This window comes from Variovorax sp. 22077 (assembly GCF_052044195.1).
GTDB lineage: Bacteria > Pseudomonadota > Gammaproteobacteria > Burkholderiales > Burkholderiaceae_C > Variovorax > Variovorax atrisoli.
In genome coordinates, this window is record NZ_JBQEQC010000035.1 from 18,858 (window position 1) to 32,081 (window position 13,224).

General features: G+C 68.2%; 11 protein-coding genes. All 11 read left to right on the forward strand.

Annotated elements, in window-relative coordinates:
* Window positions 1-3 precede the first annotated feature (3 nt).
* From ACTJLF_RS32225 to ACTJLF_RS32275, 11 genes are read left to right on the forward strand one after another with little or no spacing between them, the layout of a single operon-like run.
* Window positions 4-2,643 carry a DUF2169 family type VI secretion system accessory protein gene (locus ACTJLF_RS32225; protein WP_440884693.1) on the forward strand — a complete coding sequence of 880 codons (2,640 nt, stop codon included), beginning with the start codon at window positions 4-6 and terminating at the stop codon, window positions 2,641-2,643.
* Window positions 2,640-3,692: a pentapeptide repeat-containing protein gene (locus ACTJLF_RS32230; RefSeq protein WP_440884694.1), complete on the forward strand. Its 1,053-nt coding sequence runs from the start codon at window positions 2,640-2,642 to the stop codon at window positions 3,690-3,692. The genes ACTJLF_RS32225 and ACTJLF_RS32230 overlap by 4 nt, the downstream gene beginning before the upstream one ends.
* Window positions 3,693-3,734: 42 nt before the next feature.
* Window positions 3,735-4,364 carry a DUF3540 domain-containing protein gene (locus tag ACTJLF_RS32235; RefSeq protein WP_145760132.1) on the forward strand — a complete coding sequence of 210 codons (630 nt, stop codon included), beginning with the start codon at window positions 3,735-3,737 and terminating at the stop codon, window positions 4,362-4,364.
* Window positions 4,365-4,373: 9 nt separating this feature from the next.
* The gene (locus ACTJLF_RS32240; protein ID WP_019655699.1) at window positions 4,374-4,769 is read left to right on the forward strand and encodes a DUF4150 domain-containing protein; all 396 of its coding nucleotides are present in this window, start codon (window positions 4,374-4,376) and stop codon (window positions 4,767-4,769) included.
* A gap of 58 nt (window positions 4,770-4,827) precedes the next feature.
* On the forward strand, window positions 4,828-7,206 hold the full coding sequence (locus tag ACTJLF_RS32245) for a type VI secretion system Vgr family protein (protein ID WP_440884695.1): 2,379 nt from the start codon (window positions 4,828-4,830) through the stop codon (window positions 7,204-7,206).
* Between the two features lie 23 nt (window positions 7,207-7,229).
* Window positions 7,230-7,712, forward strand: a complete 483-nt coding sequence (locus tag ACTJLF_RS32250) for a DUF6484 domain-containing protein (protein WP_184605705.1) — start codon at window positions 7,230-7,232, stop codon at window positions 7,710-7,712.
* A 25-nt stretch (window positions 7,713-7,737) separates the two neighbouring features.
* Window positions 7,738-8,850, forward strand: coding sequence for a DUF2169 family type VI secretion system accessory protein (locus ACTJLF_RS32255; RefSeq protein ID WP_184605704.1), 1,113 nt, complete (start codon window positions 7,738-7,740; stop codon window positions 8,848-8,850).
* Window positions 8,847-9,884 (forward strand): hypothetical protein, encoded by a 1,038-nt coding sequence (locus ACTJLF_RS32260; RefSeq protein ID WP_184605703.1) that lies wholly within the window; start codon window positions 8,847-8,849, stop codon window positions 9,882-9,884. The genes ACTJLF_RS32255 and ACTJLF_RS32260 overlap by 4 nt, the downstream gene beginning before the upstream one ends.
* 3 nt (window positions 9,885-9,887) lie before the next feature.
* Complete coding sequence (locus ACTJLF_RS32265; RefSeq protein ID WP_184605702.1) at window positions 9,888-11,018, forward strand: PAAR-like domain-containing protein; 1,131 nt, start codon at window positions 9,888-9,890, stop codon at window positions 11,016-11,018.
* Window positions 11,019-11,034: 16 nt separating this feature from the next.
* Window positions 11,035-11,919, forward strand: coding sequence for a hypothetical protein (locus tag ACTJLF_RS32270; protein WP_260310457.1), 885 nt, complete (start codon window positions 11,035-11,037; stop codon window positions 11,917-11,919).
* A 12-nt stretch (window positions 11,920-11,931) separates the two neighbouring features.
* Window positions 11,932-13,224: a TIGR02270 family protein gene (locus tag ACTJLF_RS32275; RefSeq protein ID WP_440884696.1), complete on the forward strand. Its 1,293-nt coding sequence runs from the start codon at window positions 11,932-11,934 to the stop codon at window positions 13,222-13,224.

Below are 13,224 nucleotides of genomic sequence, written 5' to 3' on the forward strand. Positions count from 1 at the left end.
GAGATGCACATACAGAAGCCGAACACCGCCGCGCTCAGCTTCAGGCCGATCGAGTACCGGTCGAAGGCCGGCCTGTGCCTGAGCACGATGCTGTTCGTTCCGATGTCCGAGTCCATCAGCCTGCTGCGCGAGCAGTCGATGTGGGACTGCGTGTCGAAGCTCATGGCCGTGCCGCTGATCGACGAGGGCGTCGCCAAGCTGACGCCCGAGTTCCTGGTCGTCGGACGCGTCCATGCCGCCGATCCGAAGGCGCGGGGTGCGGTGGCGCGCGTGCGGCTCGGCACTGCGGCCAAGTCGGTGCTGGCCTTTTCGCCGCGCCACTGGGACGGCGACCGCGTCGTGCAGTCGGAAACCTACCGGCCCGTGGCGCTGGACTGGACCAACGCCTATGGCGGCCCGGGCTTCGCGGACAACATGCAGGGCATGGGCGCGGCGCCCGTGGGCGGCGTGCACCTGCTGCCCCTGCTGGAGCTGCCGGATTCGCGCATCAGCGCCCCCGGCGACGTGGTGCGGCCCGCGAGCTTCGGCGCGCTGGACCTGATGCACCCGCAGCGCGCCGCGCTGCGCGGCACCTACGACGACAGCTACCTGAAGACGCATGCACCTGGCTTTCCGCCCGACGTCGACTGGCGCCACTTCAACATGGCGCCACGCGACCAGTGGCTCGATGCGCCCCTGCGCGGCGACGAAGCCTTCGCGCTGGAGAACATGCACCCTGCCAAGCCTTTGCTGCAGGGCAAGCTGCCGGGCCTGAAGGTGCGGGTGTTCGCCAACTACCGGCTGCCTCCCGAGCAGGCTGCTGCGCATGCCGATGCGCACAAGCTCAAGGAAGTGCCCATGCGCCTGACCACCGTGTGGTTCTTCCCTGAGGCCGAGCGCATGGTGCTGGTCTGGCACGGCCTGGCCGAAGTGGCCGAGTACGACGGCACCGACATCGCGCACCTGATGTGCGCCGTCGAGCGCCTGGGCGAGCCGCGCGGCGACACCCACTACGCCGAAGTGCTCGCGAAGCGGCTGGACCCGGTGCACGGCGGCATCGAGAGCCTGAACGATGCCGACCTGCTGCCCGAGGGCATCGATACCACCGACCCCGATTTCGAGCAGGCCAGCGCCGTCTTCAAGATGGACGGCCTGCAGGGCGATGCACAGTTCCGGCGCGCCGAGATCGACGTGGCCCTGGCGCGCGAGAAGGTGATCGCCAGCGGCAAGGACCCCGATGCCATGGGCCTGAAGGCGCCCGTGCGCGAAAAGCCGCCGAGCATGGGCGAGCTGCCCGCGTACATCAAGGCCAAGCAGAAGGAGGCCGACCAGCAGCACTGGGCCGCGGTGGACGACATGGTCACCCAGCTCGAGAAGGTCCTGCGCTTCGAGGACGAACACCAGGTGAAGCTGGCTGACCTGGTGCATCGCGGGCCGCCGCTTTACACCGCCGACGCCCATCTCGCCGAACTCAAGGCGCAGGGCGGCAGGCTGCCGATGCCCGAGGCGCAGCTGCTGGCCAGGCTGCGGCAGAAGGAGGGCGCCGAGCGCCTGGGCTATCTGCAGTCGGCCCACATGCAGCCGCCCGCGCATCCCCTGAAAGGAGAGCAAGGAGCGGCGCGCAGGCAGGAAGCGCAGTGGCTCGCGGAACACGGGCACCGTACCCTGCCCTGCATCGACCTCTCGGGCGTCGATCTCTCGGGCCTGGACCTCAGCGGCTTCGACTTTTCCGGCGCGTGGCTGGAGAGCACCAACCTGCGCGGCGCCAACATCTCGGCATGCAACTTCACAGGCGCGGTGCTGGCCCATGCCGACATGCGCGACTGCGTCGCAGTGGCATCCGACTTCACCGGCGCGAACCTGGGGCGTGCGAAGCTGGCCGGCGCGGTGTTCGACCGGGCCAACCTGGGGGGCGCTATGCTGATGCACACGGCCATGGCGAAGACCCAGATGCGCCACGCCAGCCTGGCCGGCGCGAACCTGCTCGAAACCACATGGGGCAGTGCCGACTGGGGCTGCGCGCAACTGGCAGGCGCCGTCTTCTACAAGCTGGACCTGCAGGGGCTCGACCTGCGAGAAGCCGACCTGAGCGGGGCGAGCTTCATCGAGTGCGATGTGCGCGGCGTGGATCTCTCCGGTGCCAGGCTGCAGTCCGCGAGCTTCGTCACCTGCATGCTGCAAGGTGTGCGCATGGTCGGCGCGCAGGCCAGGGGCGTGGTGTTCACCAAGGGCACGGTGCTCGACGGGCTGGATGCCGGCGGCGCCGACATGAGCGGTGCCAACCTCGGGGAGTGCAGTGCGGTGGGGCTGCGCGCCCCCCGGGCCACGCTCGATGCCGCGAATCTCGGCATGGCCGACCTGCAGGGCGCCGACCTGCGGCTGGCCTCCGCCAAGGGCACGCTCTTTCGCAAGGCGCGCTGCACCCGCGCTCGCATGGCGGGCACCAACTGCCAGGATGCGATCTTCTCGAATGCCGACCTGATCGGTGCGGACTTCCGCAAGGCCAACCTGTTCGCCGCCGATCTCACGCGCGTGGCCCTGAGCGGCGACACCCAGTTCGAGGGCGCGCTGATCACGCGCGCGCGCACATGGCCGCGGCTCACGCCCGAGCAGCAGGCACTCGCCGCGGCCCGCGGCGAAGCCCGAAGCGCAGGTGCGCCATGAGAGTGAGCGCCGAACTCCTGTCGCTCGGCGCGGGCCTGGGCGAGACCTTCGAGGCCCAGGACTTCAGCGGCGGCCACTATGCCAAGGCCTTTCTTGGCGGTGGCATCTTCACGCGCTGCACATGGGGCGGCGCCGACCTGCGCGAAGCCGACGCGCGCGAGACCGTGTTCGACCAGTGCGACCTGCGAGGCAGCCTCCTTGCCGGCGCCAACCTGCGCCATGCGGTGTTCAACCGCTGCAAGCTGGACCATGCGGACTTACGCGGCGCCAACCTGCATGCCGCCACCTTCAACGAGTGCGACCTCGCGCATGCGCAGTTCGGCGATGCATGGATGAGCATGGCCAAGCTGCACGCCTGCGCGCTCGACCATGCCGGCATGCAGCGCGCGCAGCTCGACGCCACCGTGCTGTCGAAGAGCAGGCTGATCGACGTCAACGCCGACCAGTCGCACTGGACCCACACGGTCGTGAGCGAGTGCGATCTGGACCGCATGACGTGGACGGGGGCGCCGATGACCCGGGTCGTTTTCTCCAACGTGAGCCTGAAGAACAAGCAATTCGCCGGCGGCAGCTATGCGTCGTGCCAGTTCTCGGGCTGCGACATGAGCGGCAGCAGCTTCGCTGGCGCACATCTCGCGCAATGCAACTTCCAGGGCAGCACCCTGGAAGGCTGCGACTTCAGCGAGGTGGATGCGCCGCAAGCCGTCTTCTGCGAAGTCGTCGGCGAGTCGGTGCGGTTTCGCAAGGCCCGGCTGCAGCAGGCGCTCTTCACGCAGGCCGTGCTGCCCGGCGCCGACTTCGCGGCCGCCCGCCTGCACCAGTGCCACTTCGCGAAGGCCACGCTGCCGCGCGCGCTGTTCGTGCAGGCCGACTGCACCTACGCAGACTTCAAGCATGCGGACCTGCAGGGCGCCGACCTGCGGGAGGCGACGCTGTTTCGCACCGTCTTCCATGGCGCGAAGCTGCAGGACGCGCAGTTCACCGACCGTACCCAGGCGCTGGGCACCGACGCCGATCTGGTCCGCTCCGAACAATGGGCGCCCGCCTGAGCGGCCGCACCGTCTGCAACCGATCACCTCGAGCCACATCCCATGAGCACCACCACCCTCTCCACGCGACGTGCGGCCTCCGCGCCGCACAGGCCCGCCCCCCTCCAGGCCGGCTGGCACCGCGCCCTGGTGCGCGAGCTTTCCCCGCAGGCGGTCTCGCTGCGCGTCGGCGAGCGGCAGGTCCAGGCGCGGCAGGCCTTCAGCTGCCTGGTCGCATTGCAGGAGGGAGACAGCGTCGCCGCGCTGCTCGACGACCAGCAGCAATGGTGGGTGATGGCCGTGCTCGAGCGCGGCGGCGCGCAGGACGTGCGCCTGCAAAGCCGCGGTGCGCTCGAACTGCACGCCGAACGCGTCGGCATCGATGCGAGGGACACCCTGTCGCTGGCTGCGCCCCAGGTGCGGCTGAACTGCGAGCAGGCCGATGCGATGGGCGAGCGCCTCAACCTCGTGGGCAGCGCCGTCAAGGCCATCGGCGCAACGCTATCGACGCTGTTCGACCGCGTTCAGCACCGCAGCCAGCAGCACATGCGCAGCACCGAGGGCCTGGACCGCACGCAGGCCGGGCACATGGAGCTGCAGGCGCAGCAGCTGCTGCAGATCCACAGCGAACACACCTTGATCGACGGCGAGAAGCTGGTCAAGGCGCGCGGCGCGCAGATCCACCTGGGCTAGGGGCACGTCATGTTCGCCAACACGCAGATGATGGGCACCGACATGGGCTTTCCCGACGTGTGCCTCACGCCCACGCCGGCCGGCCCGGTGCCCATCCCGTACCCCAACATCGCGATGGGGCCGATGGCCATTCCGAACTGCCCGACCATTCTTTTCATGTGCACGCCGGCGCACAACCTGGGCACCACCATACCGATGACCAATGGCGACAACGCGGGCGTGAACATGGGCGTGGCCTCCGGCTCGGTCATGGGGCCCTCGCGCCATCTCACGGGCGCGTTCACGGTGCTGCTCAACGGCATGCCCGCCACGCGCCTGACCAGCGTATCGCTGCAGAACAGCACCAACTGCCCCGGCGTGCGCGTCGTGCCGAGCCAGGCGTTGGTGCTGTTGCTGGCGCCATAGAGGAACCGAAGCAAAGAGGCTGCGCCGCCGTACAGGCGCATGGGGGAGAAAGCCGAAAATGGCAGACAAGGAGTTCCGAATCGAGAGCGACTCGCCCGTCACGGACGAGCTCATGTTCTGGCGCATCGTGGGTCACGAGGCGTTGGCGCGCGCGTCGATCTACGAGCTCACTGTGCTGTCGGAGAACAAGGCCATCGATGCGAAGGACATCCTCGGCCGGGCCTTCGACGTCGTCATCGGCTTCGAGGATGCCGACGGCGGCACGCACGAGCGCCACTGCCAGGGCCATGCGGTGCGCTTCGTGCGCGCGGGCCATGCCGGGCGCTACTTCGAATACCGCTTCACGCTGCGCTCGTGGTTCTGGCTGCTCACCAAGCGCAGCAATTCACGCATCCACCAGGAGAAGAAGGTGCTCGAGGTGCTCGACGCGGTGTTCGAGGACAGTCCCATCAAGCGCTTCAAGAAGACCCGCACCGACAACGTGGTCGGCACGCACAAGCCGCGCCGCTACTGCGTGCAGCACCAGGAGAGCGACTATCAGTTTCTATCGCGCCTGTTGGAAGACGAAGGTATCTATTACTGGTTCGATGCGCACGACGCGCCGGGCACCATGCACATGTCGGATGCCAGCGACATGGCGCACGACAAGCTGCCCGCGGCGGATACCCTGCGCTACGTGCCGAGCGACTCGGCCGAGGCGCGCTTCAACGAGATCTCGCGCTGGGTCAGCGAGCGGCAGTTCGACACCGGCAAATACGCCTCCACCGACAGCGACTTCAAGGCGATCAAGAAGAAGCTCGAGGCGGCCGGCGGCACGCCCGACAAGCACGAGCTGGCCGAGTTCGAGGCCTTCGAATTCGCGGGGGGCTACTTCAACGGCGGCGATGCCGACGACAAGGGCAAGCTGCGCGGCGAGGAGATCGGCGCGCGCCGCCAGCGCCACTGGGCGCTCACACCTTGGCCCGACGTGGCCGCGGGCCGCAGCTTCAAGTTCGAGAACGACCCTGACGGCACGCGCGACAGCGACTACGTGATCGCCGCCTGCACCTTCGTCGCGAGCCACCCGGGCTATGAAGGCGCGGACATCGAGGAGCCGCGCGTGCCGCCCACGCGACTGCTGCGCGAGGCGCTCGCCGACGATGCCGTGCTGGCCGGCACCCTGCCGGCGTTCGAGGCGATCGCCGCGCGCATGCCGTCGCTCGACGCCGGCCGTCTGGGCGCCAGCGCCTTCCTGCTCACGGTGTTCCCGGTCGACATGCCTTTCCATCCGCCGCGCCTCACGCCGCGCGTGGTGATGCCGGGGCCGCAGTCGGCCATCGTCGTGGGACCGTCGGGCGAAGAGATCCACGCCGACGACTTCGGCCGCGTGAAGGTGCACTTCCACTGGGACCGCTACGACAAGAGCAACGAGAAGTCGACCTGCTGGGTGCGCGTGTCGCAGCCCTGGGCGGGCAAGGGCTGGGGCGGATACTTCTGCCCGCGCATCGGCCAGGAGGTGATCGTCGACTTCCTGAACGGCGACCCCGACCGGCCGCTGATCGTGGGCCGCGTCTACAACGACGACCAGCCCATTCCGTTCGGCACCCACACGCAGAGCGGCTTCCGCACGCGCTCGACGCCCAAGGGCAGCGCGGCCAACTGCAACGAACTGCGCTTCGAGGACAAGAAGGGCTCGGAGCAGGTGTACCTGCACGCCGAGAAGAACCAGGACATCGAGGTCGAGAACGACGAGACCCACTGGGTGGGCCACGACCGCACCAAGACCATCGACCACGACGAGACCACGCATGTGAAGCACGACCGCACCGAGACGGTCGACAACAACGAAACCATCACGGTGCACGGCCAGCGCACGGAGACGGTGGACAAGAACGAGACCATCACGATCCACCAGAACCGCACGGAGACGGTGGACCAGAACGAGACCATCTCCATCGGGCAGAACCGCACGATCACCGTCGGCGCGAGCGAGACGGCCACCGTGGCGCTGCAGCGCACGCACACGGTGGGGATCAACGAGACCATCACCGTGGGGGCGGCGCAGGAGATCACGGTGGGGGCGATGCAGGCGGTGACAGTGGGGGCTAGCCAGACGATCAGCGTGGGGGCGAATCAGTCGAGCAGCATCGGGGCCAATCGGTCGGTGGATGTTGGGGCGAACCTGTCGACGAATGTGGGCGCAGATGAGTCACGCAGCGTGAGTTCGGGCCGGACCACCAGCGTGAGCAAGGACGACTCGCTTTCCGTGGGCAAGAACCTCGTGATCGATGCGGGCGATTCCATTTCCATCACCACCGGCAGCGCGAGCATCACGATGAAGAAGGACGGGACCATCGTGATCAAGGGGAAGGACATCACGATCGATGCTTCCGGAAAGATCAATCAGAAGGCGAGCAGCGACATCGTGATGAAGGGTTCGAAGATCTTGCAGAACTGAAGGCAATCAAGAAGGAGCTGAACATGAGCGGCAGGGACTTGATCGAGGCGAAGCTGGCACAGGCACTGGACACGGGTGCATGGAACGGCATGGTGATCGGCGAGTTGGTGGGCGTCGCCGACGAAGGGCGCACGCCGCTCGTCATGTTCGAGGGACAGCCCGGCACGGCCGCGGTGCCCGCGCGCAGCGTCGTCGACCTGCATGGCGCGCACGTGGGCCGGGCGGTGAGCCTCATGTTCGAGCGCGCCGACCCGGCGCGGCCGCTCGTGATGGGGGTGGTGCGCGGCGACGGCGCATGGCCCGCGGACGGCAAGCCGGCGCAGGTCGAGATCGACGCCGACGGCGAGCGCCTGCTCGTGAGCGCGCGCGAGCAGATGGTGCTGCGCTGCGGCAAGGCCAGTATCACGCTGACGCGCTCGGGCAAGGTGCTGATACAGGGCAGCTATGTGCTGAGTCGTTCCACGGGCACGAACCGCATCAAGGGCGGCGCCGTGCAGATCAATTGAGCGTGCGCGAACACCGGGAGCCGTCATGGAAGTCGTGAACGCCACCGGAATGACCCTCGGATACACCATGGGCATGGAGCCGTCGGGCCGCGAGTTGCTGGTCGTCGTGGTGAAGGGCACATTCGCGATACCGGGCGACGGTGCCGTGGCGCCGCGCCATGCGGTGCAGCTGCCGCTCATCACCGCCGACACCTTCACCGGCGATCCGGGCTATTCGGCGCCCGTGCAGGAGGTGGACTATGCGCCGCGCAAGCCGCGCTGCGACATCCTGCTCACGGGCACAGCCCATGCGCCGCATGGCGAACCGGCGCAGCGCGTGCCGGTGGGGGTGCGTGTGGGCGGGTGGAAGAAGATGTTTTCCGTCGTCGGCGCCCGGCACTGGAGCGCGGGGCTGTCCGGCGTGCGCGCCTCGCCACCCGAAGCTTTCGTCACGCAGGCCATCAGCTACGACGTCGCGTTCGGCGGCGTCGACGAGCGCCATGATGACCGCGCCCGCCACGGCGCCTACATGGCCAACCCGGTCGGCTGCGGCTGGCATTGCAACCTTCAGTCCGCACTGCTCGATGGCACGCCGCTGCCGCGAACCGAAGCTTTCGACCGGCCCGTGGAGGCACCCGACGGCACCTATGCGCCGATGGCCTTCGGGCCCATAGGCCGCGGCTGGTCACAGCGCCTGCCTTATGCCGGCACCTACGACCAGGACTGGATCGACAACACCTTCCCCTTCCTGCCTGCGGATTTCAACGACGCCTACTACCAGGCCGCACCGCCCGACCAGCAGGTGGACTTCCTGCGCGGCGGCGAAGAGGTCGCGCTCGGAAACCTGTCGGCGGCGGGGCAGCTTCGCTTCTCGTTGCCAGTGCTCGACGTGCCCGTCACGTTCTTCCGCCGCAAGGGCGGCCACGAGACGGTGCAGGGCACGCTCGACACGCTGGCCATCGACACCGATCGCATGCTGTTTACCATGGCCTGGCGCGCCACGATGCCGTTGAAGAAGAGCATCTTCGAGGTGTCGAACGTGCTGGGTGGGCGCATGTCGGCAGGATGGTGGCGCGCCCGCGCGCTTGGCAAGCAGTGGCATCCCTCGCTGGGCGAGTTGGTGCGCAGCCGGCGCGGCGAGACGGAGCCGCAGCTATGACGGCACCCGCGATCACGGTGAGCCGTACCGGGCTCGTCACCGGGGTCGGGCTCGACGCAGCTTCCACTTGCGCCGCCATCCGGGGCGCCGTGGACAACTTCCAGCAGACCCGGTTCCGGGACCGCGACGGCGAGTGGCTCATGGGCTGCGAGGTGCCGTTCCCACAGCCGTGGCGCGGAGAGAAGCGCCTGCTCAAGATGGCCGCGCGCGCGGTTGCCGAATGCCTGGCCGGATTCGACCGCGACAGTTGCGAAGCCATGCCGCTGCTGCTGTGCCTGGCGGAATCCGGCCGGCCCGGCCGGATCGTGGACGACGATGCGCGCTTCTTCGAGGCGCTCGAGGATGAACTCGGCATGCGCTTTCATCCCGATTCCTCCGTGATCGCGCGCGGGCGCGTGTCGGCAGGCGTCGCGCTGCTGCGGGCGCGCCAGTTGATCGGCGAAGGGCGGGCGGCGCAGGTCGCGATTGCCGCGAGCGACAGCCTGCTTGATGGTGCGGCGCTGGCCGACTGCGAGCGGCGCGATCGCCTGCTGACGAGCGGCAACTCGGACGGTTTCATTCCGGGCGAGGGGGCAGCCGCGCTGCTGGTCGAGGCCATGGGCGTGCACACCGACGGACAACTTGTGTGTCGCGGGCTCGGTTTCGCGGTGGAAAAGGCGCACGTCGATTCGGAAGAGCCGCTGCGCGCCGACGGACTCACGGCTGCCATTCGCCAGTCGCTGCAGGAAGCCGGCTGCGGCGAGAGCATCTTGCAGTTCAAGATCATCGACGCCTCGGGCGGGCAGTACGCGTTCAAGGAGGCAAGCCTTGCCTTTGGGCGCATCGATCGCACTAAGCGCACCGAGTTCGACGTGTGGCATCCGGCGGACTGCATTGGCGAGGTGGGTGCGACCATCGGGCTGGTGATGATCGCCGTGCTCAAGGCGGCTTGCGAGAAGGCCTACGCCAAGGGCGAGCACGTGCTGCTGCACCTGGGCAACGAGGACGGGCGGCGCTCGTCCATGATCTTTTCCTGGTGCGACGGACGAGGCTGACGCATGACCAACCAGGTGTTCGCCAACGGCCGCGAGATCGCCTGCAAGGCGGGGGCGGGAAAGACCATCTGCGCCATGCCCGACGTGTGCATGACGCCGCCCGAGAACCCGGCCACGCCGCCCGGCGTGCCGGTTCCCTACCCGAACACCGGCCTGGCTTCCGACACCACGGAGGGAAGCCGGAGTGTGCAGATTTCCGGCCAGGAAATCATGCTGAAGAACAAGTCCTATTTCAAGACATCGTCGGGCGACGAGGCCGGATGCGCGGCGAAGAAGGGCGTGGTGTCGAGCAAGAACAAGGGCAAGGTGTATTTCATCGACTGGTCGATGGATGTGAAGTTCGAGGGCGAGAACGCGGTGCGCCACCTCGACAAGACCACCAACAACCATGGCAGCCCGACGGCCAACGAAGCGGTGCCGTGGCCGTTCGTCGACTCGATGGCCGACGGCGACATCAAGAAGCTGTGCGATGGCGACAAGGCGCGCGAGGCGTCGGCCTGCCAGGAGTACAAGCCCGCCAAGCCCGACGGCAAGGACGTCTGCGCCGAAACCGGGTTGGGCGGCGACTTCGGCTCGATCAAGGGCGACCTGGGCGGCGCAGCCAAGAAGGCCAGCGAGAACCCTTGCGCAGCCGCTCGCCGCTGCCGGCTCGTGCCCTACAAGGCCTCGCCGCCCGTGGAGGACGGCATCGGCGGCTGTTGCAAGGCGCAGACGGGCGACCACATCGTGCCCAAGAGTTCGTTCTTCCAGGACCGCTACGGCGGCAAGCCCATGAAAGGCTGGGAAGCCTACGACATGAACAAGGCGCCCTGCATGTGCACCGAAGGCGGCAGCTGTTCGGGCACGCACGGCCTGCGCCACACACACCACAAGACCACGTCGCCCGTGGCCAATGGCGAACCGAATCCGTTCGACAAGGAGGTCACGCACTGCGCCAAGGGCGCCAAGGCCGTGGCCCCGCATTGCAGCCAGGAATGCCTGGAGGCCCAGCTCAAGGAAGGCCACAAGGGGCTGGGCGACCCATCCAAACCGGTGAAGCATTCATCCACCGGCAAGACCGACATCTCGCACTACGCGTCGCTGCAGGCGACGGTCAACGAAACGGCAGGCAAGCTGGGTGCCGCGCTGCCCTGAACAAAAGGAGTTCCATATGCCGGAGAAGGTTTCCATTTCACGCGAGTTCGTCAGGGGCGCGGCCCGCATGGCGGACCTCGTGTACGTCATCAGCCAGATGAAAACGCTCATCGAGCAGGACATCGCGCACGTCAGCCTGGTCGGCCTCTACAAGGGCAACTGGGGCGACGCCTTCAACACCACCTGGAACGCCACGGCCATCGCGGTGGCGAAGTCGCCGGCTGAGAAGGTCGTGCTCGTCGGCGAGGACGGCGAGGTCAGCACCTACGTGGGCGGTCGGCGCGAAGACGAAGCCATCGATCCGCGGCCCGTCATGGTCCGCCATGCGCGCGAGATCGGCGGCGAGGTCTTTGTCTGCGGCAGCAAGCGCCAGGTGTTCCGGCGTATCGGCGAAGGGCAGTGGTTAGACATGAGCGCGCCGCGCGCCGGCCAGACGGAGGTGTTCGGTTTCGAGGCGATCGACGGCTACGGCTGGAACGAGATCTATGCGGCCGGCTGGGCCGGCGAGATCTGGCGCCACGACGGCACCGCGTGGACCCGGTGCGGCAGCCCCACCAACGTGATCCTCTCGGCCGTCTGCTGCGCGGGCGACGGCCTGGTATATGTCGCGGGGCAGGGCGGCGTACTCGTCAAGGGACGCGGCGATGCGTGGGCGCCCGTGGCATGGGAAGACGAGGTCGATGCCGACCTGTGGGACCTGTGCTGGTTTCGCGACGAGCTCTATGTGGCCACCATGTCGGGGCTTTACACGCTCGACGCCAATCGCCTGGTGCCGGTCGACTTCGGCGCGATGGGGCCCGTGAGTTGCTACAACCTCTCGGTGGCACAGGGCGTGATGTGGTCGGTCGGCAAGGCCGACGTGGCGTCGTTCGACGGCACCACTTGGCGCAAGTACGACTGACGGGGCCGTTGCGTGAAAACAGCCGACGCCATTCCTCGCTACGCTGCCATGCCGGTCGGGCTGGTCGTGATGCGGCATGCCGAGGAGTCGGCGCTGCTGTGCAATCAGCGCTTCTTTCTAGCCGGCTCTGCGCATGCCCGGCTGCACCATCTGCGCCGTCTGGACGACCGGCTCGCGGCCCACCTCGACGGCCTGGCTGTCGCGGGCGAAGCCGGCAGCAGGGCCTGCGATGCGGCGCTGGGCAACGCCGGGCGCGGCGAGGTGTTCGCCGCCACGGTGCTGGCCGTCGTCAATCACGATCTTCCCCGGCTCGACCGCCTGCTGGCACTGGCCGAGGCGCTGCCGGCGGTGCGTGAGGCCAGCGCGCTGGCCGTCGGCTGGGCGGCCGCCCATTCGTTGCGCGGGCTCGCGAAAGACCTGCTCGATTCGCCTCTGGCGTTCCGCCGCAGCACCGCCATCGCGGCCTGCGATTCCCACATGGTCGACCCCGGCCCGATGTTGGCTGAAGCCGTGGTGGACAGCGATGCGACGCTGCGCGCGCAGGCGCTGCGTGCCGCCGGTGAATGCGGCCGCATCGACCTCGTTGCCGCATGCCTGGCGGCAACCGCCGACAACGATCCCGCTTGCCGCTTCTGGGCCGCCCGTTCGGCCGTGCTGCTGGGCGAACGCCACCGGCCGGTGAGCGCGCTGCTCGATGCCGCGTTGGTGCCGGGTACGCCGCAGAGCCTGCAGGCGCTGTCGCTGCTGTTCAAGCTCGCGACGGCCGAGCAGGCCGCGCCGCTGCTGGCCGACATGCGCAGCAAGCCTGCGCGCCTGCGCGACGCGGTGCGCGGCGCGGGTGCCCTGGGCGACCCACGCATCGTGCCGTGGCTCCTCTCGTTGATGGACGATCCTGGCTTGGCACGGATCGCGGGCGAAGCCTTCAGCACTATCACGGGGCTGGACCTCGCCTGGCTCGATCTCGAATGCAGGCCGCCGCAGGACTTCGAGTCCGGTCCCGACGACGATCCCGCGCACGACGACGTCTCGATGGACGAGGACGACGGCCTGCCGTGGCCCGATCCCGCGAAGCTGGGCGATTGGTGGCGTGCGAACGCTGAGCGCTTCCAGCCCGGACAGCGCTACTTCATGGGGGGGCTGCCGTCATGGGCGCATTGCGTGGGCGTGCTGGGCAGCGGCTTCCAGCGGCAGCGTATCGCGGCAGCAGAGCACCTGTGCCTCTTGCGGCCCGGCAGCAAGCTCTTTCCTACGCAAGCGCCCGCGTGGCGGCAGTTGCGCTGGATAGCGCAGACGCAGGACAACTGA